Below are 24,547 nucleotides of genomic sequence, written 5' to 3' on the forward strand. Positions count from 1 at the left end.
TATTTGATTTATAGCTTTTTTCTTATAAGTTATTACACAAACTTATTATTTTATCTTTATATTTTTGTTTGTGTAAATATTTGCTTTTTAAATTTAGATTTTTAAAATCCTTGTGATTCAATGGCGGGTATTTACTAAGCTTTATTAAATCTTCATCTAAAATAAAATGCTTACGAGGAATATTTATAGTTTGTGCATTCTCTTCACGATAAGCTGCAAGCATTTGAATTTTGTGATTAAAACTCTTATCATCACTTCTATATTTTATTTTTTTCCAAGCATCCTTCGGCTCAACCTTATAATTTCTAACATCTAATAAAAAACTAAGAGTAGTTTGATATTTATTAGTTAAATTATTTTTAATAATTATATTATTTAACTCTTTATATATCTTATACAAATACTCCACGTCTAACATTGCATAATTTAACATATCACTAGTAATAGGGCGTTTTAGCCAGTTAGATTTTTGGTGGGTTTTATCGATAGTAATACCGATTAGCTTATAGCAAAGATCATCATAGCTTAGCTGTTTACCGAATCCGCAAATATTTGCTGCAATTTGTATATCAAAAACATTAGCAGGTAGTGTTTTAAATAAATTATAGAAAATCTCTAAATCTTCACGAGGAGCATGAAATATTTTAGTAATATTATTATCTGCAAGCAGCTTATTAAAAATATTTAGATCTAAATTGCTTAACGCATCAATTATTCCGCAATATTCTTCTGCTTTAACTTGAATTATACTAAGCTGAGCATAATAAGTATAGCGACGCTCAAATTCCGTATCTATGCTTACGCATGCCTTATTTGCTAACCGGTTACAAAATTCTTCTAATGTTTTTTGATTATCGATAATTTGCATAGAAGCTATTTATAAAGCTCCGATAATTTTTAAGAAAAGATTAGTATGAGATAACGACAGAACAACTTCAAGACCGATTAAAATAATAATAATCCACTCAAGTTTGGTGGAATGTTTATAATTAAGATCGTTTGAAAGAATGTCTAAAAGCTCATGAATCATATTAAGACGATGATTCATTATATTTTGCCGTATTTCTATGTCTTGAAACTCTGCCGTCATGAGATATAGAGGCTCATAACTCGGACGACGCCAAAAGAATTCCGGAGTATCGAATATATCACTATGCAAACTGATTGAATAACGCTCGTTAAATAATATACCTATTTGCTGTAATATCTCCTTTTTAGAAAGCGATACGCTACCGGTTCTAGCTAGTTCCTGTTGTATAGGGGTTGTCTGAACAATTAAGTTACTAACAGATTGCTCAAGAACGCTAAGTTTAACTGATTGTGCAAGAGCATGAGAAATAGAAAGTTTAACAAAAACTGATTTATCTGCTAAGATTATTTTATTTTTCTCTTCATCAATAAATGTTTTCTTGACTTCCATATTATATTCAAAATAAATATAATCGGATACCGGCTCTTTAAGCTTATTTACTGGTACTAAATCAGTATCGCTTAAAACTATTTTTTCTTGAATTTCATCGCCACCCCAAATAGTTACACAACCAAACGGGAAGAAAAATATCTCTATAAAATCAGAATCTTTATTTATCTCTTTCCGAATATATAAAACATCGTCAAAATGTTGAGGTTCAAGACCAATCTTTTTTAAATTAGTAACTAGATCACTCATCTTATATTCGGACGAAGTACAGTAAGATGAACATCTCATGATTATTAAGTTTAATTTATATAAATTTAGAGTATAGTAGTTAGGAACCTATAAAGTCAATAATATTATAATATGTATGAAATATTAAATAATAGAGAAGTTATCAAAATAATAGGTTTCGATTCCGTAAAGTTCCTACAAAATCTCATTACTAACGATATTTATAAGAGTATAGTCAATTCAGTTGAATTCGGATACACAGAACGAGGAACGAAACCTATAATAATAGGCAAGACGACGAGTAACACAGTAGGCGAGTCCCAATCAATTGACTATAATTATTGCTATACTTATTTGCTTAATAATCAAGGAAGATATTTATTTGATTTTTTCGTGTATGTTCATAACCCTGAGGAAATTTACCTTGATATTGATAAAAGTAATAAAGCTGCTTTGATAGAGTATTTAAACTTCTATAAATTTCGTTCAAAAATACAAGTAATAGATTGTAGTGACGAATATAAAGTTATCTACTCACTTCAAAAATTAGATATAGACTCGCTAATTACGGTTCGTGATCCTCGTTATGCTAAGCTTGGTTTCCGCTCAATAAATAAGCTCGATGTCATACCGCAGCTTGACCGCAGTATCCAGAAAATAATTAAAAAAGACTGGACCCCATGGTCAAGCCACGGGGTAACAAAGGGCGGACCACCCCCCTCAACAACATCTCCCCGCGGAAGCGGGAATCCAATATACCTAGAAGATAAATATAATTTTGCAATAATAGATGGTGTGGAAGATTTAATCACAGATAAATCTATTCCAAATATGTATGGTGCTGAGGAGTTAAATGCAATTAGTTTTGATAAAGGTTGTTATGTCGGGCAGGAAGTGATTTCAAGGGCTAAATATCAAGGAGTTATAAGAAGAAAGATATATAAAATTACAGCAGATGAAGATTTATCTTCATTAGTTAAAGATGAAGAAATACTCGCAGATAACAATCAAATCGGTGTAATATGCTCAAGTTATCACAACAAAGCAATCGCCTTAATCAGAGAAGAAAAATATTGTGCCAATAAAGAAGCTGATGTTACCGTTAAAGGGATTAAAATAAACTTATCGCTCGCACCTTGGTATTAAATAATAGTTAATTTTTAATAATTAACTTCAGGAAACATACAATTAATACCGGCTATATTAAACGGAACTAATATTAACAACAAACTTAATTTGAAGCTCTTTATAGTTTAATATATCAACAATAAGATCAAAATGTTAAAAATATTTTAAAAAATGCTGCTGTACAGATATTAAACAAAATTGTCCTCATCCCTGACACTAATTGGGATAAGAAAGATACAAACAAACGGTAATACTATACTTGAATGGGGTATTTGGAGTAATAGCTCCAATGTTATTGATGTATTTCATCATAACCCTGCACTTATGGCAAAATTTGTTTCAACTGAGAAAGCACAAATTCATAATTTTTTCCGTGTTGCTATGGAGTCGTATATTTCTGATGATTTCCGTAAGACACAAATTGAAAAATTTATACAATTAGGTTTAGATATTAATGATCTTGGTCAAGATAATTATATTGCTTTATATTCTACAATCTAATAATCAATGCTATCAGCTATTGTAGTGAGGAAATAATAAACATTGATCTACACATGCAAGAAAATAATATCTTGTTTTAGTATAAAAGACGATGGAATAGGAGTACTGCAAGAGGAATTGCAGAGTGTATTCAGTGTATTGGTCGTAAGCTCTAAAACACGTACACCGGCAGGAGGTAGAAGAGTAGGACTTGCATTATGTAAGAAAGTAATAGAACTGCACGCTGGAAAAATTTGAGCAGAAAACGATAAACAGGGGAAGACTAATTTTATTTTTATGATGCCTTTGTAATTGAAAATGTCATTCCGTTGATCACAGGAATCCAGTATTTTTTGCTGTCATACCTTGGCGGGGCTACGGTATGACATTATTATGAAAAAAATTATTTTTAATAAACAACGAGATTTTATATCAATAATAGCACTGGCGTCAAGCTGTCTAGATGCACAAGATAAATTAAAGGAAGCTATTGAAATACTAGCGTTGCATAGTTTTAAAACTTTAGTAGATGATAAGATTTTTTCAGGTGATAAATTACTTTTTTTCGCTGCTTCTAAAAAAGAAAGGTTGAGAATGTTTAAAGAAGCTATGGAAAATAAACAGGTTAAAATAATTGGGGCTTTTCGCGGCAGATATGGATGCAGTGAATTTGTAGAAGATTGTTTTAATATAGAACAAAAAGAGGATAAAGCCCTAATATGCTATAGCGATATTACCGTTTTGCATTTATTACTAAATAACCATTATAATATCCCAACTATTCACAATTCAGTGTTAACTTCGTTACTACCGCCTACTAATCAGGATATTATGTCTATAATAAATGTTCTTAAAGGAGAAAAGAGTGAAATACAATTTATACCTATAAAGAAAATTAGTGAGGGAAATATAACAGGTACAATAACAGACGGAAATTTAACAGTTTTAACTAAATGGATTAGTACTGGTTTGCAAATTCATTTTCATTCCTATGCTTCCTTATGTCATTCCCGCTTCCGCGGGAATCTAGAAAAAATAATACTGGATCCCCATTTTCACGGGGATGACAATAAAATTCTATTGCTTGAAGACGTTAATGAAAAAGCCTATGCCGTACATCGTAATCTAGTTCAATTTAAAAATACTGGTATATTTGAATGCATAAAGGCAATAATCTTTGGTGATTTTACTAAAGGGGATGAGTTTATAGAACAAGCTATAAAAAGTTTTTGTTTAAATCATATTCAAAATATTGGAACTTATAAAGTAGCAGGAACAGGGCATGGAGAAGCAAATCATCCGGTTATTATAAATCATGAAGTAATTATAAACAGTAAGGTTTTAAGTTTTACTAGCCCTTTTGAAATAGTAGAAAACAAATGACAAATTCTATCAAAATAGGTACAAGAAAAAGTCCACTTGCTTTAATACACACTAATTTAGTTATTCAGCAAATCAAACAATTTTTTCCTGATATTCATTGTAAAATAGTGCCAATTATTACTAGCGGGGATTTAATCCAAAATAAACCATTATACGATATAGGCGGTAAAGCTTTATTTTTAAAGGAAATAGAGCAAGCCTTGCTTGATAAAAAAATTGACTTAGCTGTTCATTCTTTAAAAGATGTACCAGGTAGAATACCTGAACCGCTAGTAATAGCTGCTGTTTTAGAGCGTGAAGACCCCAGAGATGTTTTTGTTTGTCTAAAATATAAATCTATAGAAGAGCTGCCGCAAAATGCCGTAATAGGTAGCTCGGCAGTACGAAGAAAAGCATTTATCCAAAAAATAAGACCGGATTTAAAGGTAACGGTTTTTAGAGGGAATGTTGATTCAAGAATAAAAAAGCTAATGACCGGCGAAGTTGACGCAACAATTTTAGCATATACAGGTCTTAAAAGGTTAGAGGTGTTTAATCCGAAGTATTGCCATTTGATAGAGTATTCACAGATGTTACCGTGTATAGGGCAGGGAGTCATTGCAGTTGAGATTAGAAAAGATGATAATGCTATGCTTGAGATATGCAACCAAATTAATCATCTTCCCACTTTTGAACTAATAAAACCCGAAAGAGCATTTTTAGAGTATCTAGATGCTAATTGCCGCACCCCGATTGCTGCTTATTCACAATATCTAGATGCAGATCCTAGACATCCTTCCAAACTCGCTTATAGGGAGGCATTTGAAGGAAACACGGAAGCGCTTGCCACCGCAGCGTACAAAAGCGATCACACAGATGCAAGTACCGGATTGACGTACAAATTACCCCTAGAAGTAGAGTTTGGGAAGATGTCTAATATACAAACCGATTTTATGCTCGGTAACCTTGACGGCAATAAAATAACTTTCCATACCGAAACTACCAATATAAAAACTTCAACAGAAGCAGGCATAAAAGTCGCTAAAATGATGTTGGAAGCTATCTGTAAATAAATTTTAATCGATAATTTAATTCTTGTTTGCTGCAAATTATAAGATTTTTTTGAAATATGAATAACATCCTATCAAAAATCTTATCAATATAACCTCTTAAATCAACTAGATAAATAGATATTTAGGGAATATACTCCTAAAATCTCTAAATTTGCAAGACATTATCATGACAATACAAAGATTTTTAGACTTAGAATTACCAAAAGGACAGTCCTGTTTTTTGTAGAGAGCACGTAAAACTGGTAAGTCAACATATCTGAAACGTTTATATATAGATTTATTACAAGCTGATATCTATAAAGTTTACTTTCAAAATCCTGAATGTTTAAGAGAAGAGCTTAAGTCAAAAGACGGCATCTCAACTATTATTATTGATGAGGTGCAAAAAATTCCTTTACTGTTAGATGAGGTTTATTATTTAATAGAATCTAATAAATCTTTACAATTTATCCTTTGTAGCTCTAGTACTAGGCGCTTAAAATCAACACAGGTAGCAATTTACTTGGCGGGAGAGCTTGGAGATACCGCTATGTTATTCTGAGATAAAAGAGCTTGATTGACATAAAATTTTTAATCATGGACTAATAGAGCATTATATTGCATCAAAAAAGATTCATAAATATCTTGCATCTTATTTATATGACTATATTTTACCTGAAGTACAGTGTGAAGCAAAAATATGAATATCAGGAAATGACAGGGTTTGATGCTGGTAAATCTTTTGAGCATTATGTATTCTTAGAGTTAATAGCTTATAAATATTTAAACGACAAAAGAGATGAGTGATTTTATTGGCGTACTAAAGAAGGATATGAGGTTGATTTTATATTTCAAAATAATGCATTTGAAGTTTAAATTGCTTCTTCTATACAAAAAAATCATTTAAAAAATTTAGTAAAGATAGTGACATGTTATATCTTTTGAAAAAACAAAACGTATAATTAATTTAGAAAATAAAAAATTACCATTTGGCCTATTCAAGAATTTTTAGATACTCTTTGGAATAATGAAATATGGCAATAAAATAATTAATAAATTTTTTCTTAAATTTTAATTTAAAACTAAATAGTATGGTTTATTACCCATATAAATATATGAACATTTAGTATAGAGCTAAGTATTATTAAATTAATTGATTAAAGGCTAAAAATGCATGCTTCTTTTGAATAGGATGAAGAAAAAAATAAAATTAATATGGTAAGCATAACGTAAGCTTTTATTAAGCTCAAAAAGCTTTCCGTTTTATGTTCCGAGATAATACTATAAACCGAGCTGGCGGATAGGATGGGATTCGAACCCATGGTACGGTTGCCCGTACGCCAGTTTTCAAGACTAGTGCCTTAAACCGCTCGGCCACCTACCCAAGAAGATTCATACCAAATAATCTTATATATTTCAAGGGGAATCTTGCAATATATGCATTTAAATTACAAATCCGAATTGGTCTTTCACTTCATTAACCGTTTCAGAAGCTCTAATTCTTGCTTTTTCTGCTCCTTTGTGTAGTATTTTTAATAAATATTCTTTATCATTCATTAATTCTAAATATTTATCACGTATCGGTTGTAGATTTGTAATAATAATTTCTGTCAAATCTTCTTTAAATTTTGCAAAACCTTGGTTTTGATAATTACCGATTATTTTTTCCAAGCTTTCTTCGGATAAACTTCTATAAATATCTAATAAATTACTAATTTCCGGTCTTGTTTCTTGATCATAGCTAACAAAACTTAAATGATCGGTTTTGGCTTTTTTTATTTTTTGATGAATAAGATCGTTATCGTCTTTTAAATTGATACGGGAAAAATCCGAAATATCAGATTTACTCATTTTCTTTAATCCATCCCGTAAGCTCATGATTCTTGTGCCTGTTTCACTAATTAAAACCTCAGGAACTTTTAGAATTTCTTTGTTAAATTTTCTATTTATTACCCCTGCAATATCTCTTGTTAGCTCTAAATGCTGCTTCTGATCCTCACCTACAGGCACTATATCGGCTTTATATATTAAGATATCCGCTGCCATAAGCACCGGATAGGAAAATAACCCAAGACAAGCCTTTTCTTGATCGCTACCTGCTTTATCTTTAAATTGCGTCATGCGCTTTAACCATCCAAACGGTGTAACGCAATTTAGTAGCCAAGCAAGTTCAGTATGCTCTTTCACCATACTTTGGGCAAAAATCGTTACTTTATCGGGGTTAAGCCCTGCTGCTAAATAAACAGCAAGCACCTCCATAATTGAATTGTTAAGTTCTGATGGCTTAATATCAACTGTGATAGCATGCAAATCTGCTAAGAAGAAAAAACAATTATATTCTTCCTGCATTTTAACCCAGTTTTTAATTGCACCAAGATAGTTACCGAGATGTAAAGAACCGGTTGCTTGTACACCGGAAAGAACAGTTTTTTTCATTTAATACCTTTTTATTTTACTCATTGTAAAATTATGTTATAAATACCATTTTAATTAATATAATTATCTCACTAATTATGCTATGGCGTTTAAGAATTTTATCATTTTATGGATTATTATCGTTATTTACATTTATTTTTTTTCTTATATGTTACATACCCGTAACATTTTTCAATGTCAACTATCAAATAAGGTATAGAATTGCCATTATCTTTTCTTATGCTTTTGTGTGGCTTGCAAAAATTTGTTGCGGTTTAAAATATGAAGTAGAGGGACTTGAGAAATTACCGAAGACTACTTCAATAGTCGTGTCTAATCACCAATCTTTTTGGGATCAAATGTTTATGCAACTGATCATTCCTAAACATTCTTGGGTATTAAAACGTGAATTATTTAATATACCCCTGCTTGGTTGGGGACTCCGGATGGTTAAACCTATTGCGGTTGACCGTGGCACTAATAGCTCGGTTGCTCAGATTTTAAGAGAAGGTCAGGAAAAAATAAAAGAAGGATTATGGTTAATAATATTTCCGGAATCAACTAAAATTCCGCCTGATAGAACGGTAAAATTTAAACCAAGTGCCGTAAAGCTTGCTTCAATTACTAAAGTTCCAATTGTGATGATGGCTCATAATGCTGGTTTATTTTGGCCTAGAGGTTTTTGGTTTAAGCGACCTGGAACTATAAAGATAAAGATTATAGGTGTAATAGGAAAAGACGAAATAGAGAAAACAGAGGTACGTACACTTAATGACAAGGTTGAGCAAATTATTAACAGTGAAAAGCAAAAATTATTAAATTAATATTAGGTTTTAAAAATAATTAGTATGATCATAAAATTACAACTTAGTTCTTATGGAGGTATTTATGATAAGTACAGCACCGTTAAAATTAATTGCGGTTATCGATAGTAAGCAAACGATGCTTTACCGACGCTCAAGGAGTCAAAATTACTACTAATACACCTTTAAAATTATCTTTGGAGTGAGAGGAGCATCGCCACCATAGAGAAAAAAGACAAAGCCTTTACCAAAATAAATCTACACCGACTTCATTGTTTGAACCGCATACTTTGCTAAAAGATATAGCACATAAAGAAATAGCAAAGAGCATTATTAAACATTTAGAGAAAGTAATTACTGCTGATCAAGCTAAATATAAGGAATTGATTATTGTAGCAGAACCGCAAATGCTTGGATGTGTTAGACCAAAACTTAAAAACGGCCTAAAAAAGATGATTACTAAAGAAATTGCTAAGGATGTATTGCAACATAGCGTAGATGCAGTGGAGCAAGTAGTATTTTCTTAGATAATCTTTATATGTCATTCCCGTGAAAGTGGGAATCCAGAAAAACCTATACAACACTTGTTTTTTAGGTTTATTTTGTCAATGATCTGTAATTTTTATACTAATATTAAGGTGATTTTTCTAGACTCCCGCTTTTACAGGAATGACATAGAAGTCGTACAACAAGGTTTTTAGTCGCTTGCAATGATGATACAAATTAGGTGCCTAACTTATTAAACATTTCTTTTGTATTATTTGAGATAGTTAAACCAATTTGCTTAAATATTTCTGCTGCTTCAATTTTTATATCTGCTGAAACACGTAATCTAATATCTACTGTATTCATAATATAGCTCCATTCAGTTATTATTATCCGCTATAGTCAAATGATTTGAATTCACTTACATCATCGTCTCTCATCGCTCTCCTATTATCTATAAGACTGCGCTTCTTGCTCCGTGTAATTAAATCCAACTGTGACTACATTTTAGTATAGGCGGCATACGTCAATACAATCATATTTTAATTAAGAATAGTTGCACTAATAAGAAAAAGTGGTAAAATGTCATATCGAACAAATTAAATATTATGAATAATTATGCCGCAAATTTATTTTAACGGTCCGGAAGGACGAATTGAAGGAAGATATGCAAAAGCTACCTCGCCTAATGCCCCTATTGCATTAGTTCTTCATCCTCATCCTTTATATGAGGGTAATATGAATAATAAAGTAGTTTATAATGCCTATAAGATTTTAGCAGATAACGGTTATACCGTCTTACGTATTAATTTTAGAGGAGTAGGGGGATCACAAGGTAAATTTGATAACGGAGTCGGTGAAGTGGTTGATGCGGGGGCAGCTCTCGACTGGTTACAGCAGAATAACCCAAATGCTCAGTCTAATCTGATATTAGGATTTTCTTTCGGAGCATGGATAGCTATGCAACTTGTAATGCGACGTCCAGAAATAAATCATTTTATTGCTATTTCACCACCGGTTAATACAATTCATAAATATGACTTCTCATTCCTCTCACCTTGTCCTATTCCAGGGTTTATATTACAGGGAGATAATGATAGTATAGTATCGGCAGATGATGTAAAAGACCTAGCAAATAGATTATCTAAGCAACAATCCCATGTTAAAATTGATTATAAAATTATCAATGGAGCTGATCATTTCTTTCGTTATAAAACTGAAGAATTTTCTAAAGCAATAAATGCTTATTTAATAACAATTCAATCTAATTATCGTCACCATAATAATAATGTAAATGAAGAAATTAGTAAGAGCCCAAAGAAATTATTTTTATATTAGTTTTTGTTGCGTGGTTCGGCTCATCTGTCATTGCGAGGAAATTGTGTAGCAATTGACGAAGCAATCCAGTAAATAAAAAATTCTGTAAATCAGAATTTTTTTATTATTTTTCCGGATTGCCACACAGTCTACGGCTGCTCATAATGACGATTTGCTATCCGCGTGGGAATAACATAAAAGAATCCATATCACAACGTCTACAATTCTAAATAAGCTCCTATTGCTAAAATTAATATTTCATCTTTTTTAGCATCTAACTCTTGGGTTAATTCTTCGTAAATTTGCCTATCTGATAGAGAAGTAAATTTTTTAAATAGCTGCACTAATTTTAAAGAGGGGATAATACGAAAAGCATCTTTTAATATTATGATCTTTTTATTAACATTAAGCTTATTATTTAAATTAAAGTAAAATTCCAGTAATTCATCGTTATAAAAATTTAAATCTAAAGCCGTTGCTAAATAATCTATAGCATTAGCCGTATTATTACTTTCTACTTCTTGCTTTGCTGCTAATAAATAATACTCAGCAATTTCCGGCATAGACTCATGTTTATAAAATTTTGCGAGCTTATTCGTTATAAAAATAAATTTCGTCCATAGAGAAAGTCTAGCATAACAATGCATTAAAGTAATTAAATTGTCAATATCAAGTTCATTGAAATTATAAGCCTTTGTTGCGTAATTTTCTGCTTTCTCATACAAAGATTTATCATAATAAAGTTTTGCTAGATTTTTGCTACTGTAAAAAGCAAATTCTTTAGATGTAACAAGTTTTTGAAAATAGGAAATTTTTCTATCTATATCCTCTTCAGTTACGGCTAAGATTAAATTATGGAATTCTTGTGAATCTTTTAGATCTCTAGAAGATAAATTTTTACGAGCAATAGAAGCAGATTTAGCTTTATTATTCATAATATATTCAGCACAAGCTAAAATTAAAGCATATTTACCATGATTAATTTTTCGTTTACTAAAAATATTATGTATTTTAGATGGTAAATCGATAATTAATATTAGAAATCTAATGACAATAAAACAAGAAATTAGTAATAAAAGCCCTAAAATAAGACTAAAGAACAAGGTAATCTCTATATTATAATCATATAAACTAATAAAAACTTTTGAATCAAAACTCTCTATAAAAGTAAACCCGAAATAAAGCAGTAAAAAAGTAATACATACTAATAATAACCTAAACATCTTTATTTACAAACTCCTGCATAAATTTTTCTGAATAAAGACAATCGATTAGATAGTTTAAGTTCTCTAAAATTAGAGCTTTATCTTGTTCTTTTATCATCATAGCAGAAGTTTTTTTTTCAATTTTGATAAACTTCTCCAGCCACTTATGGTTGGTAGGAAAAATTACTTCCGTACTACTTGATTTAGAAAAAAGATAATTATTGTATGCTTCTAAGTTATTTAAAATATTCCTTATATCTTGAGGCAGCAGGCGGGATTTTACCATTCTTAGTTCTTTACTATAATCCTTATCTTGCATAAAATTATATACCAATAGATTTACATTTAATAAGTAATTAATATAGTCAAGTGATACCCATCCGCCTACCTCGTCATTCGTCGCTCTCCTATTAGTTATAGGCTTTGCTCCTTGTTCCTTGTATCCGAATGAGGCTGAATTGACTACAATTTCTAATTTTGGTTCTACTAAATTAGTCGGTGCTTCAGAAAACTTTAAAGAACTTACGTAATTTAAAAGCGACTTTGTAGATAATAGAGGAGCTGCTTCCTTTTCTTCCAGGATAGTATTTTCTTTATTTTCTACTGCTTGATCAGGAATTTGGCTTAAATCCTTATTTTCACTTTTAAACAGTTTTAAAATATCGGATTTATTATGATAAAGAGTAAAAGAAGATAAGACAAATATTACTATTGCTGTAAAAAAGATGTTTTTGTTTTTAAATAAACTATCGAATTTGTACATTTTCAGATAATAATTTGACTATATTGTTAAGGTTTTGATCATAACAATAAACCACATTTTTTATAAAAGGTCTAACTATATTTGCAACTTTCAAACTTATGGCTACAACTAAACTATCTTGTAAGTACTCTAGTAAATTATTTTGCAGTAATAATTTTACTAAAGTCCTAGCACTATTTTGAGAATAAAGTAATATAAAATCAATATTATTTTTAAATTCTTTTATAATAGATACGGGCAGCTCATTCAAATATTCTACATTATAAATGATACGTCTAGCTATTTTGCTAGGTAAATCTTTAGTAATTTCATTTGAAGATAAGTATATAGTCTGCTCATATAAATCAGGAGGGAAATGCTTAATCAAATCTTCCACGTTTTTAGCAGTATACATTACTTTCTTGCCTAATAATCGCTTTGACTTACTACCTACTACCCAAATATCTTGTTTTAAGTTATGACCGGTTAAGATACTTGCCGCATATTTACTAGTTATTATTATATTTGAGTAATTATCTAAAATATCGATATTAAAATCTAGAGTTTTATATTTAATTAAAGGACAATGAATATCACGTAAATCTAAATTATATTTACTTATTTCCTTTATAGTTTCATCATTTTCTTCAATATGTCTAGTTAATAAAACCGATTTCATACAATATTTGTACTCCAATATAAAAAGCAACTACCCAAATAATAATAGCAGCTATTTTATTAATTATAGTTAAAATCGTACTACTTTTATTTAGCTTTCTGATATTATAACCTGCAACTGCTAAAGAAAAAAACCATATCCAAGATATAAGTATGCAAGTTAAGGTAAATATAATTTTTGCAATACCGCTATACTTTAAAGCACTAATACCTATTACTATAATTGTATCCATAATTGCATGCGGATTTAATATTGACACCGATATAGCAAGTAAAATTTGTTTTTGAGCTGACAAAGCCCCGGAATTCATTGTAAGATCAATAGGCGGCTGATTCCAAGTATTATATCCCATATAAATTAAGAAAATAAATCCAACAATAAATATAGATAATTTTAACCAAGAAATTTCAAGAATTAACAAAGATATCCCAAGAACTGCCATACATATAAGCATAGTATCACATATTGAGGCTGCAATTATGCTAGGTAAAGCCTTGCTAAACTTTGGCTGTTTTGCTCCTTGATTGAATATAAAAATATTCTGTACTCCGAGCGGCACTATTAAACCGAGAGCTAAAACGATGCCATGCAAAAAAGCACTTAATATATCATTCATTATTGCAATTTAGTTTTTATTTTTAATAATATTAATAAAGATGGGATAGTTATAATAGTAGTAAATAAAAAGAAATTTTGCCAACCGAAATTTACTACCATGTAGCCTGAAATTATAGGAAAAATTGAGCGAGAAATCCCCATCATCGATGAAAGAAAAGAATATTGAGTAGCTCGAAATTTACCTTGACAGAGTGCAGAAATAAAAGCAATATAAGCAGTCATCGTCATACCGCCAGTAATACTTGCTACTCCTATCGTAATAAATAATAATAAAGAATTTTTACCGTTTATTTCAAGAAAAATAAATAAAATATGTCCTAAAGCATGAATAATACCAAATAAAAATATACTATTTAATATATTTTTATGTTTCATAATAACACCGCCGACAAGTCCACCGATTATAGCTCCTACAACTCCACACAACTTTCCAACGCTTGCTATTTCAAAAGCATCATACTCAAGATGAAGCAAAAACGGATTAATCATAACATTAATTAAGTGATCCGGTAACCTATATAATACTAGGAAAATTAATATAAGCATAATGAAATAAACAGAACCTATAGGTTTTAACGCATTATATATAAAATTTATTATGTTTTTTTTATTTTGATTATTTTTTACATCATTTTTGATTATCTGTATATGTATGTTCTCGTTTAAATAACAATACTTAATTCCTACAATCAATAAAATTAAATAAACAAATACTAAACCGGCAAAGATTTTATATATTTCATTAAATGTTAAATAAATAGATAAATAAATAGCTCCGGAACCGGCTAAAAGCATACCGACCCGATAACCGAATATATATATTCCTGAAGTAAACCCAAGCGATTCTTTAGGTACTATTTCCGTTCTTAAAGCACTTAATATAGTATCTTGTGCAGCACTAAAAAAAGCAATAATTAAAGCTGTGAAGGCAAATAATAATAGATTAGTATTAGGATCTAGAAAACTGAAAACATATATAAGAAATATCAATGCACTACTAGTTAAGCAAATCCAAGATAATCTCTGACCAAACATTTTGTTTAAATATTTAATTTGCACTGCATCAAAAATCGGTGCTAACAAGAAATTAATAGAGTAGGGAAGCGTTATGAATGATAATATACCGATTGTTTGCAGTGCTATACCTTCTTTAGCAAGCCAATAATTTAAAGTATTACCGGTAATCATTAAATTAAAACCGCTAATAAGCCCAAAAAACCAAATAATACATAAACGAGAGTTATTTAACATGAATTATATACTTCGAGTAAATGAAGAATTGATAGACGAGTAAGGAGTCTACAAGGCGAGGAGCAGAGCGCATACTTAATACATGAGCACCGCAGAACTTATGAGACAACGTAGCCAATTTTTGAAGTTCATCAAGTATATATGCCTTTAGCTCTAAGCTCCTATAGGCTTAATATGTAAAAATGTGAGGATCCTGTTTATTTGCGGCATGTAATGTAATCATGTTATTTTAATTTCTCAATATCTTTCTTATCTAATTGTGTTCTTTTCATAATAGCTTCTAAAGAAAATCCTTCTTTTTTCATTTCTTTAGCCATAGTAATTTTCTATTTTTTTCTACCTTCTTCAATACCTTCTTGTTGCCAGCTATGAGCTAAGCTATTCATAAGGTTTCCTCCTAATGCAGGGTTTAAATGCGATTTAAGCATTTTGTCTATCTCTATTTTATCATTTTTCCTAATCTTATTCAAGGTGTAGGACAAAATTAGCTCTATATAATCTATACCGATATTAACTTTAATAAATTCTGGTAAAAGATCAGCTACTTCTTGCCATCTCTATTTAATAAATTACGGATCAGAAGTAAAGATAAATATCTAGATTTCTTTAGGCTACGCTCTACAAAACTATCTTTTTTCCATTCTAAAAGCTTCAAAAAAGTAAAGTAAAGAACTCTTGAGTAACTATAGGGTTTTCAAATGCAGCTCTTATAACCTCATCATTTTGATAAAAAACATTATATAGGTTCTTTTGAGTATATAAATAACTAATAAATTTTTTATTGCTATTTTTATTGCGCTTTTGTTATTAATTGTTAAAATCCATGCATTAATTTTTTATAATATGTAAACGTCTCGTACGAATTTAATACTATCTTTTTTTATTTTTCTAGCAGTAATAATTACTGCAACTTTTATAGTACCGATAAGCAGGAATTATGGAAGACAAATTAGATAAGATCACAAAATATTATGGCGATAAGTAGCATAAATTAATTATTTTAATTGACTTTAGCACTTAAGAGATTTAAAAGTTAACTTTAATATGTAAGGTTACAATAAAAATGTTACCGCCTAAAATTTTCTTTGCAAAAGTTAAAGAAATAATGTGGCCTATAGAAAGGAAAGAATTAAAGCTATTTATACCTATGGCTTTAATGATGTTATGTATCCTTTTTAATTTTGGTGCTTTAAGATCTATCAAAGATAGTTTAGTAGTACCCTCTATGGGGGCTGAAATTATTAGCTTCTTAAAATTATGGTTAGTATTACCCTCGTGCGTAATTTTTACCATACTTTATGTTAAATTTAGTAATAAATTAAATTTTGAATATATTTTCTACATTATAGTCGGCAGTTTTTTACTATTTTTCTTATTATTTGCCTATATTATTTATCCAAATCAAGATATTTATCATCCTAATGATGAAATGATAAATAACTTAATTGCTTCATACCCTAATTTTAAATGGTTTATTAAAATAGGTAGTCAATGGAGTTATGCACTGATGTATATTTTCGCGGAATTATGGAGTGCAGTAGTCATAAACTTAATGTTTTGGCAGTTTGCCAATCACATTTTTGATACTTCTAAAGCTAAAAGATTCTATCCTGTTCTTGGAATGGTCGGTAATATCGGTCTTATAATAGCAGGCAGCGTACTAGTCTTTTTCTCAAGCGGGCAGGACGTCATTGATTCAGAATTATTACCGGATTCTTTTAATTCATCTGCTGGAAATGCTATAATGCTTCAACCAATCATGTCAATTATTGTTACTGCAGGAATAATTGCTATGCTTCTATTTAGAATAATAAATAGATTTATTTTAACAGATTCCATAAATATTTTAGATGCAAAAAAAGTTACAGCTAAAATGAAAACAAAACTTTCGGTAGTTGAAAGTATCAAATTAGTAATTCACTCAAAATATATAGGTCGTATTGCCTTATTAATAATCTGTTATGGATTATTAATAAATATAGTTGAAGGACCTTGGAAAGCAAAAATAAAAGAATTACATCCAAGTACTATAGACTATGTTAACTTTATGGGCAGGTTTAATATTTGGATGGGGATATCATGCGTTACTTTCATGATAATAGGCAGTAATGTGCTTAGAAGACTCGGTTGGCTCATTTCTGCATTATTCACTCCTATTATGTTGTCTATTACCAGCTTGATGTTTTTTATCTTTATAATTTTTATTGAAGAAATAGGAGCATGTTTCGGTGATTTTAATCTTCTATGTGCAGCGATTATTGTTGGAGCAATTCAGAACATACTGAGTAAATCGTCCAAATATTCATTATTCGATTCAACAAAAGAAATGGCGTATATTCCTTTATCTTTAGAGCTTAGAACTAAGGGAAAAGCTGCCGTAGAGGTAATAGGTACTAAATTCGGTAAATCGCTTGGAGCATTTATACAGTCTTTGATATTTATTATTATTCCGACTGCTACCTTTGATTCTATTATAATATATTTATTAGTAACTTTTATAGTTATGATGAGTTTATGGATTTGGAACGTTATAAAATTGAATAAGGAATATATAGAGCTATGTAAGTAAACGTCATTGCGAGCGGGTATTGTTGCGTGGATACCACCCAGTCATTGTGAGCACAGTCGTAGACTGCGTGGCAATCTCATGAAGTAATATAAAATTCCTGAGATTTTGTGTTTCGTCAAAATTTTCAACTTTGCCTTGCAATGATGAAAAAACTTATCGAAAATCACACTATAATACCGATTTAAAGATGAAAAAAATTCTTAAAATAATATTATTTATAACTATCTTTATTATACTTGCATATAGTGGGCTGTGGTTTACTATTATGTTCTCTTTATCACACTCTATAAATCAAAAATATGCCGGTACCAACCTTAATATAGAAGAAGCTGATAATAATCCTAATCAGCAATATCTTATTAAGTTTTCTAAAGTTCAGCCATATGGTTTTCCTTTCAAATTAGGTATTTCAGTAATTAATTGGCAGGAAGAGAGTATTAATAGAGCAACTGAATTTACCACACCGATAAATATCGGTTATGATTTACTTAAGCAGAAATTATTTATACATTTTTCCGGAGAAGCATTCGGAAAATTTAAGCCGGTTCAAAGAGGCTTTGGAGTAAGATTTTATAATGAAAACTGTATATTATCAACAAAAATACCGTTAAATTTTAAATTATTTGAAATAGTACGATTTAAAAAAGATTTATTTGAAGTTATAAATTTAATAGAAAATATTAAATTTACTTCCGGTAAAACAGAAATTTTTGACTTAGTCGATAATCAAAAATTATATGAAGAAGATCATACTATACTTACTATGTTATTTGACAAAAGTAAGTATTATACAAGTAAACAGGATTTCCTTGATAACATACCGCAAAAATTAGAAATTTATTATGAAACCGAAATAGTACAAAGTAACCTTGAAGATAGAATAATACCTGCCGGCTTATTATTATATAGACCCGCTTGGAATAATAATTTCAAATTTTCCGGTAATTTCTTGATTAGTACTAGTAGTGTACATTTTAAAGATATCGCTAAAGATTTAACAATTGAAGTTACTAATGCAAAAATCAATAGTAATAACTTTGAAAATAATATTAATTTATTATATAAAGGCAAGTTAAACGATTTCGGCAATAATAATATTGATCTTTTGGTAGATTCGCAATTTAAGCTAAAACCTGGTTTTATAATAGATTCATTAGAGTTTATAAAGAAATATTACGATAAACAAACCTATTTATTTAAACTTTCTGATAATAAGTTATATAAAGATTTTAATAATGAACTAAGCTATATTTTAAATAATAATAAACAATATAATTTTAGTATTTTTGAAGATAGGGAATATAATTTTAATTTAAATATTAATTTAGTGACTGAATTAAACAAATTAACTAGAGCACAGATAAATGCTTTAAGTCTCTATTCAAACGCATCGGGATTTAATATAACAAATGAAACTATAGTAAATGCTCTTAAAGATTCTTACAGTAAAGGTACGATAGTAATTAATGATTACTCTAGAATAATAGATGTTTTAAGTGCATATATATACGGAGTAGGGGATTTTAAAAATTTTTCGGAAGAGAGTAAGGAAGTATACGGGAATGCTTTAAAAGCATTTTTAAAAACTATTTCCGATCACCCGAATTCATCTAATTTAATTGATGCTAGCATTGAGTATGTGTTTGATTTGTCCGGTTTAAACAAAGCTAAAATAGGTAATATAGATGATATAAATAAACTTATACCTTTATATTATTTATCTTTATATCAAGCAGCAGTAAAAAAAGTGCGACCCGGTGAAAATGTAAAAGAAAAAATTATGGAGTTAATTCCTAATGTTAATCAAAAAATATTAGAGGAATGTATACTCGATGAACTTCGTTAATCTTTTTCTTGTAATGACAGAACAATTTATAAAAATACCATGAATATTATAGTAAAAATACAACAAGATTTAAAAGATGAAGTAACTAAGTTCAACAATTTAATTATTAGCTGTTTAAAAAGTGATGAAGAGTTAATAGAAAAGGTCGGTAAATATTTACTAGAAGCAGGAGGTAAAAGAATTCGTCCGCTTTTAACTATAATAACTGCTAAAATGTTTGATTATAAAGGCGATAATCATATAAAGCTCGCAAGTGCCATTGAATTCATTCACACCGCCACATTGCTTCATGATGATGTGGTAGACGACAGCACTTTAAGAAGATTCAAACCTACGGCTAACGTTATTTGGGGCAGTAAAACAAGTATTTTAGTGGGTGATTTCCTCTTTAGTCAGTCTTTTAAGTTAATGGTAGCTTCCGGCTCTATTAAAGCTATGAATGTTCTAGCTAAAGCTTCGGCAATTATTTCCGAAGGGGAGGTAGTACAGCTAGTGAAGTTAAATGAACGACGTATTATAACTATAGACGAATATCAGCAAATAGTTAAATCTAAAACCGCCGAACTATTTGGAGCTGCTTGTACAGTTGGAGCTATTATAGCAGAGCAGGTAGACCATATTTCTAAAGATATGCAGGACTTTGGGAAATTACTCGGTACGATATTTCAGGTTATAGATGACTTGCTTGATTATTTGGGTAATAATAAACAGGTAGGCAAAAATATTGGCGATGATTTCTTAGAAGGAAAAGTTACGTTACCGCTGATCTTTTTATATAATAAGCTAGAGCAAGATAAGCAGCTTTGGCTCGAAAATATAATTAAATGTGATAAGCGTACTAAAGATGACTTTATAAAAATACATGACTTAATGGTAAAGCATGAAATTTACAATGCAACAGTTAATTATTTGAGTAACTTAGAAAATGAAGCAAGTAAGTTATTAAATAAAATTCCGGTTCAGAATATTACTTATAAAGATTATTTGTTTTCGATTATTAAATTTATTTTGGATCGCTCTTATTAAATATTTGCATTCGTAGCTCAGCTGGATAGAGCGTTGCCCTCCGAAGGCAAAGGTCGTTGGTTCAAATCCAATCGAGTGCACCATCACTAAATCATTTATTTTCCATAATATAGATTATAGAACAATTACCTTGGCTGGGACGGGAGGATTCGAACCTCCGGATGACGATACCAAAAACCGTTGCCTTACCACTTGGCGACGTCCCAATGTAAAAAAAAGTAGAATAAGTAGAATGTAGACTTTATAACAATAACAATAAATAGCAGAAACGTCAATTACAATAATGATTGTAAAAATAAATTTATTTCATTATTAAGCCAATTTCTCGCTTGCGTGGATAATAAATCATAAATTTTAGCTTTAATTTTGTTATAATATTCCTTGATATAGTTTATTTCATCAGTATTAAGTAGTTTCATATCAGTCAATTTACTAGCATAAGGCACGAGGCTTAAGGTCTCAAACTCAAGCCATCCATTATTTTCTTTATTTTCTTTTACATACATCAAATTCTCAATTCTAATACCATATTTTCCAGGAATATAAAAACCCGGTTCATTAGATAAGATCATACCTGCTTTAAGTATTGTTTTATTACAAAGATTTATGCTTTGCGGTCCTTCGTGAACACTTAAGAAGCTCCCTACCCCATGCCCTGTACCGTGTGGATAATCTAGCATTTCTTGCCATAAATATTGCCGAGCGAGTATATCAAGATTAGCTCCTACGATGATATTTTTTGGGAATTTGGCTTGAGCTAAAGCAATATGTCCTTTAAGTACTTGCGTATAACGCTTTTTCTGCTCATCTGTCGGCGTACCTATTACTATTGTTCTAGTTATATCGGTAGTAGCACCTTGATACTGACCACCGGAATCTATCAGTAATATCCCCTGCCCTTCAATTTTTTTAGCAGTTTTTTGATCAGCTCTATAATGAATAATAGCACTATTTTCCTGAAATCCGCAAATAGCAGGAAAACTATCCGAAACATATCCCTCTTGTTTAGCGCGTTGCTCTATAAGCTTTAAACCGAGGGAATACTCGGTCAATTGTTTTTCTAGATCCCCGTTTTCACGGAGATGACATTGAGAAAAATCAGCAAAAAATTCACATAAAGCTACTGCATCTTTAATATGCAAATCGATTGCATGCTTAATTTCTACATCGTTCTTACAAGCTTTAAGCATTAAGCATGGATCAGTAATTTTTTGTACTTTTTTATCAGCTACTAAGTCCATTATATGAACAGATGCTATAGTATCATCAATAAAAATATTAGACATCTTCCCAAACTTCGCTTCTAGTTTATTCTTGCTATCTCTTAAAATATTTTCAAATTCTTCTTCCGGTAAAATCGTTATTTCAGGACGAGCATTAATAATTTCGGCATCGATTCTTGTAGGATTTATAAACAAATATAATTGTGTAGAAGTGAGTATAACTTTTGCAAACATTAAAGGCATATAAGCAACGTCACTAGCCCGCAAATTTAGTAACCAACATATGGAGGAGCTATCGAGAATGACTAAGGCAGATTGCTCGGTGTCATTCCCGCAAAAGCGGGAATCCAACAAAATTTCACGACATTTACTTATTTTATCAGTATGACTAACTCCTGCAAACTTAATATCATGCAAATAAACTTTAGAGTTTGGCTCTAACGGCTGATTTGGCCAAATCTTATCAACTAAATTTCCATTAATCTTCTGAAAATTGAACTTTAAATTTGATATAGTGGGATAAGTAAATAATTCAGAATCGTATCCTATTTTTGCATCTTTACCAAACTTAGATATATCTTTTAAGTCAAAAAGCTTAAAAAGCTCTAAATCCAGCTCTTTATTTGCTTGCTCTAAATAACGTCCATCGGTAAAGAATAATGCTGTATCTTTATATATAATAGCTATACCGTTTGAACCAGTAAAACCTGTTATATATTCAAGTCTCTTTGCGTAGCTTGGAACATATTCACTCATATATTTATCGTTAGACGGAATTATATAACCGTCTATATCATATTCTGTGAATAAATTCCTAAGCAGATTAATGCGGATTTTTGTCATGTTTATATCTCTTATATCGAGCTTTTGCCCACTGGGAGGCTAAGCCGTTATTGCGAGGAAATTACTTAAGTAATTGACGGAGCAATCCAGTTAAAAAATTCTGATTTACAGAATTTTTTTATTATTTTTTCTGGATTGCCACGCTCCTTGCAGCCGCTCGCAATGACGACTCAGCATCCAACTAGGCAACGCTCATAGACGGGGGTGACATTTATACCATCCATGATACAAAGGAATACCAAAGATAGTAAAAGAACTAGCTATAATCAGAGTTTTAACAGGTGTTTCATAGATAACCCATGCACAAAAGATAATTGATATTATAGCTATAAGTAAATAATAATAAGAAAAATTTTCTTTTGAGCTAAAAATCATCTTTAAGAAAGCTAAGCTACAAATTAAATAGACGAATAAGAATGTTATTGCCGAGAAATCTATTATTTGTGTAATCTGTTTGGCAAAATTATCATTTGCCGTAAAGACTAATAACGGCATAATGCCAAGGCAGCTTACAATAATTCCGTAAGTTGGAGCGTTATTGCTATTTTTCTTAGCAAAAAATTTCGGTAATAAACCGTCTTCTGCAAGCCCAAGAGCTATCTGTCCGCTAGTTAGCACCCAAGCATTGAGCGTACCTATACATATAATCGAGGCTATAACCGTAATTACGCTTGACCATTTATCTCCGAATAATAATGAAGCGGCATCGGCATAAGGAGCTTTAGCACTAATAAGTTTAGAAGCAGGGATTAATCCCATTATACCTATGCTATTAATAATATATAACACTGCTACGCAAAAAGTTCCAACTATTATGGCTCGTGGAATGGTTTTTGCCGGATCTTTTACCGCACCTGCCGTGGTAGTTGCACATTCTATGCCGATAAATCCCCAAAAAGTAAGAAGTGCAACCCTTCCTATAATGCTCGGAATACTTAAATGCTCTACTTCCTCGGCAATAGTTATATTATCTATATTAAAATGTGATAAAGCACATAAACCTACTACAAGCAATGGAACAAATTTTAAGAGAGTTAAATAAAACTCTGCTTTTCCTGCTACGTCAGGACCTTTTAAATTTAAAACCATAATAGCACCTAATAATATGATCTGTAATATTAAGTCTAAAATCGCTTGTGATTTAAAAAAAGGTGTTAGATAACTTATTGCCGAAATGACTACTATACTTGTACTGACAAAGGATATAACCCAGTAAGTCCAACCAGTGAAAAAAGCTATTTTATCCCCGAAACTTTCCCGTACATAAACGTGCGGACCTCCTGTTTTAGGAAATTTTGCACAAAGGGTAGAAAATACAAGTGCTATACTCATAGCACCGAATAATGAAAGTACCCAGCCCCAAATGCTGTATATACCGAATGGTGCTAAACTTAACGGCAATATAAAAATGCTAGTACCGATTTGACTGCCGGTTACTAGGGCAAAAACCGCCCAGAAACCTAATTTTTGTGACATATTAATCTAATTTAAAGAAACAGCTTTAAAATAGCTGAAATAATGATTTTTAGCAATAGTTAAAACTACTATAATTATTTTACTTTTGATTTCTAAACAAAAGATTGATTATCAAAAATAATTTTAGGAATTAATATGCCAAATCGCACCACTAAGTGTGATATTATCTTTGTTTGGTCCATAATACCAAAAAATGCTATAAGCAGCAGGAGTATTATTTTCAGCATAAGCTTCAAATATTTCTTTTCCGTTATGTCCTTTAACAGATTTATATTTATGGGTATTTAAACTAGAATGACGAGGGTTTGCCTGTAGATATGCCAGTGTTTTTTACTGTTTTTAAACGTTTTTCTAATCCTTTATTATTTTCGAGTTCTT

Annotated in this window: 20 protein-coding genes, 3 tRNA genes and 3 pseudogenes; 13 read left to right on the forward strand and 13 right to left on the reverse strand. The window is 30.5% G+C overall.

What is annotated here, in order from left to right; genetic code table 11:
• Positions 1-22 precede the first annotated feature (22 nt).
• Positions 23-868 carry a ribonuclease D gene (locus QUD19_RS05895; protein WP_498807940.1) on the reverse strand — a complete coding sequence of 282 codons (846 nt, stop codon included), beginning with the start codon at positions 866-868 and terminating at the stop codon, positions 23-25.
• A gap of 9 nt (positions 869-877) precedes the next feature.
• Positions 878-1,669, reverse strand: a complete 792-nt coding sequence (locus tag QUD19_RS05900) for an RMD1 family protein (RefSeq protein WP_014409277.1) — start codon at positions 1,667-1,669, stop codon at positions 878-880.
• A gap of 111 nt (positions 1,670-1,780) precedes the next feature.
• On the opposite strand from QUD19_RS05900, the gene ygfZ reads away from it, so the two are divergent.
• From ygfZ to QUD19_RS05930, 6 genes and pseudogenes are all read left to right on the forward strand, one after another.
• Entirely contained in the window at positions 1,781-2,794 is a 1,014-nt protein-coding gene (gene ygfZ / locus QUD19_RS05905; protein WP_498807941.1) for a CAF17-like 4Fe-4S cluster assembly/insertion protein YgfZ, read from the forward strand.
• A gap of 179 nt (positions 2,795-2,973) precedes the next feature.
• Positions 2,974-3,277 (forward strand): annotated as a pseudogene (locus tag QUD19_RS05910) (hypothetical protein).
• Positions 3,265-3,514 (forward strand): annotated as a pseudogene (locus QUD19_RS05915) (ATP-binding protein); the annotation flags it as partial. The pseudogenes QUD19_RS05910 and QUD19_RS05915, both read left to right, overlap by 13 nt.
• A 135-nt stretch (positions 3,515-3,649) precedes the next feature.
• Complete coding sequence (locus tag QUD19_RS05920; RefSeq protein ID WP_498807943.1) at positions 3,650-4,639, forward strand: LD-carboxypeptidase; 990 nt, start codon at positions 3,650-3,652, stop codon at positions 4,637-4,639.
• A complete protein-coding gene (hemC, locus tag QUD19_RS05925) occupies positions 4,636-5,691 on the forward strand; it encodes a hydroxymethylbilane synthase (RefSeq protein ID WP_498807945.1) in 1,056 nt (351 codons plus the stop codon). The genes QUD19_RS05920 and hemC overlap by 4 nt, the downstream gene beginning before the upstream one ends.
• Positions 5,692-5,962: 271 nt before the next feature.
• Entirely contained in the window at positions 5,963-6,232 is a 270-nt protein-coding gene (locus tag QUD19_RS05930) for an AAA family ATPase (protein WP_498808700.1), read from the forward strand.
• Between the two features lie 732 nt (positions 6,233-6,964).
• On the opposite strand, the gene QUD19_RS05935 is transcribed toward QUD19_RS05930, so the two are convergent.
• Positions 6,965-7,054, reverse strand: a tRNA-Ser gene (locus QUD19_RS05935).
• A 59-nt stretch (positions 7,055-7,113) separates the two neighbouring features.
• Positions 7,114-8,106, reverse strand: coding sequence for a tryptophan--tRNA ligase (gene trpS / locus QUD19_RS05940; RefSeq protein WP_498807947.1), 993 nt, complete (start codon positions 8,104-8,106; stop codon positions 7,114-7,116).
• 77 nt (positions 8,107-8,183) lie between these two features.
• On the opposite strand from trpS, the gene QUD19_RS05945 reads away from it, so the two are divergent.
• Both QUD19_RS05945 and QUD19_RS05950 read left to right on the forward strand, forming a co-directional pair.
• Positions 8,184-8,909, forward strand: a complete 726-nt coding sequence (locus QUD19_RS05945) for a lysophospholipid acyltransferase family protein (RefSeq protein ID WP_498807948.1) — start codon at positions 8,184-8,186, stop codon at positions 8,907-8,909.
• Positions 8,910-8,973: 64 nt separating this feature from the next.
• Positions 8,974-9,415 (forward strand): annotated as a pseudogene (locus QUD19_RS05950) (host attachment protein).
• 196 nt (positions 9,416-9,611) lie between these two features.
• Here QUD19_RS05950 and QUD19_RS05955 read toward each other — a convergent pair.
• Positions 9,612-9,740, reverse strand: coding sequence for a type II toxin-antitoxin system RelB/DinJ family antitoxin (locus QUD19_RS05955; RefSeq protein WP_498807950.1), 129 nt, complete (start codon positions 9,738-9,740; stop codon positions 9,612-9,614).
• Between the two features lie 252 nt (positions 9,741-9,992).
• On the opposite strand from QUD19_RS05955, the gene QUD19_RS05960 reads away from it, so the two are divergent.
• Positions 9,993-10,712, forward strand: coding sequence for an alpha/beta hydrolase (locus QUD19_RS05960; RefSeq protein WP_498807951.1), 720 nt, complete (start codon positions 9,993-9,995; stop codon positions 10,710-10,712).
• Between the two features lie 197 nt (positions 10,713-10,909).
• Here QUD19_RS05960 and QUD19_RS05965 read toward each other — a convergent pair whose 3' ends face one another.
• Genes QUD19_RS05965 through QUD19_RS05985 form a run of 5 tightly spaced genes read right to left on the reverse strand, consistent with a single transcriptional unit; the run spans position 10,910 to position 15,186 of the window.
• Positions 10,910-11,914 (reverse strand): tetratricopeptide repeat protein, encoded by a 1,005-nt coding sequence (locus QUD19_RS05965; protein ID WP_498807953.1) that lies wholly within the window; start codon positions 11,912-11,914, stop codon positions 10,910-10,912.
• Entirely contained in the window at positions 11,907-12,659 is a 753-nt protein-coding gene (locus QUD19_RS05970; protein ID WP_498807955.1) for a palindromic element RPE2 domain-containing protein, read from the reverse strand. The genes QUD19_RS05965 and QUD19_RS05970 overlap by 8 nt, the downstream gene beginning before the upstream one ends.
• On the reverse strand, positions 12,643-13,317 hold the full coding sequence (locus tag QUD19_RS05975; protein WP_498807956.1) for a uroporphyrinogen-III synthase: 675 nt from the start codon (positions 13,315-13,317) through the stop codon (positions 12,643-12,645). Before QUD19_RS05975 ends, QUD19_RS05970 begins: the two co-directional genes overlap by 17 nt.
• Positions 13,295-13,936, reverse strand: a complete 642-nt coding sequence (locus QUD19_RS05980; RefSeq protein ID WP_498808702.1) for a LysE/ArgO family amino acid transporter — start codon at positions 13,934-13,936, stop codon at positions 13,295-13,297. Before QUD19_RS05980 ends, QUD19_RS05975 begins: the two co-directional genes overlap by 23 nt.
• Entirely contained in the window at positions 13,933-15,186 is a 1,254-nt protein-coding gene (locus QUD19_RS05985; RefSeq protein WP_498807958.1) for an AmpG family muropeptide MFS transporter, read from the reverse strand. The genes QUD19_RS05980 and QUD19_RS05985 overlap by 4 nt, the downstream gene beginning before the upstream one ends.
• A 1,063-nt stretch (positions 15,187-16,249) precedes the next feature.
• Here QUD19_RS05985 and tlc3 point away from each other — a divergent pair.
• The 4 genes from tlc3 to QUD19_RS06005 all read left to right on the forward strand — a co-directional run bounded on the left by tlc3 (position 16,250) and on the right by QUD19_RS06005 (position 20,710).
• Positions 16,250-17,755: a nucleotide exchange transporter Tlc3 gene (gene tlc3 / locus QUD19_RS05990; protein WP_498807959.1), complete on the forward strand. Its 1,506-nt coding sequence runs from the start codon at positions 16,250-16,252 to the stop codon at positions 17,753-17,755.
• 187 nt (positions 17,756-17,942) lie between these two features.
• On the forward strand, positions 17,943-19,601 hold the full coding sequence (locus tag QUD19_RS05995) for a hypothetical protein (RefSeq protein WP_498807961.1): 1,659 nt from the start codon (positions 17,943-17,945) through the stop codon (positions 19,599-19,601).
• A gap of 39 nt (positions 19,602-19,640) precedes the next feature.
• Positions 19,641-20,627: a polyprenyl synthetase family protein gene (locus tag QUD19_RS06000; RefSeq protein ID WP_498807962.1), complete on the forward strand. Its 987-nt coding sequence runs from the start codon at positions 19,641-19,643 to the stop codon at positions 20,625-20,627.
• 6 nt (positions 20,628-20,633) lie between these two features.
• Positions 20,634-20,710: transfer RNA gene (locus tag QUD19_RS06005), tRNA-Arg, on the forward strand.
• Between the two features lie 48 nt (positions 20,711-20,758).
• Here the strand turns inward: QUD19_RS06005 and QUD19_RS06010 are convergent.
• From QUD19_RS06010 to QUD19_RS06020, 3 genes are all read right to left on the reverse strand, one after another.
• Positions 20,759-20,833 (reverse strand) — tRNA-Gln (locus tag QUD19_RS06010).
• 69 nt (positions 20,834-20,902) lie between these two features.
• On the reverse strand, positions 20,903-22,693 hold the full coding sequence (locus QUD19_RS06015) for an aminopeptidase P family protein (protein WP_498807964.1): 1,791 nt from the start codon (positions 22,691-22,693) through the stop codon (positions 20,903-20,905).
• Positions 22,694-22,885: 192 nt separating this feature from the next.
• Positions 22,886-24,169: an APC family permease gene (locus QUD19_RS06020; protein ID WP_498807966.1), complete on the reverse strand. Its 1,284-nt coding sequence runs from the start codon at positions 24,167-24,169 to the stop codon at positions 22,886-22,888.
• Positions 24,170-24,547: the final 378 nt, after the last annotated feature.

Origin of the sequence: Candidatus Rickettsia kotlanii (genome assembly GCA_030295365.1) — a bacterium.
GTDB classification, from domain to species: Bacteria; Pseudomonadota; Alphaproteobacteria; order Rickettsiales; family Rickettsiaceae; genus Rickettsia; species Rickettsia kotlanii.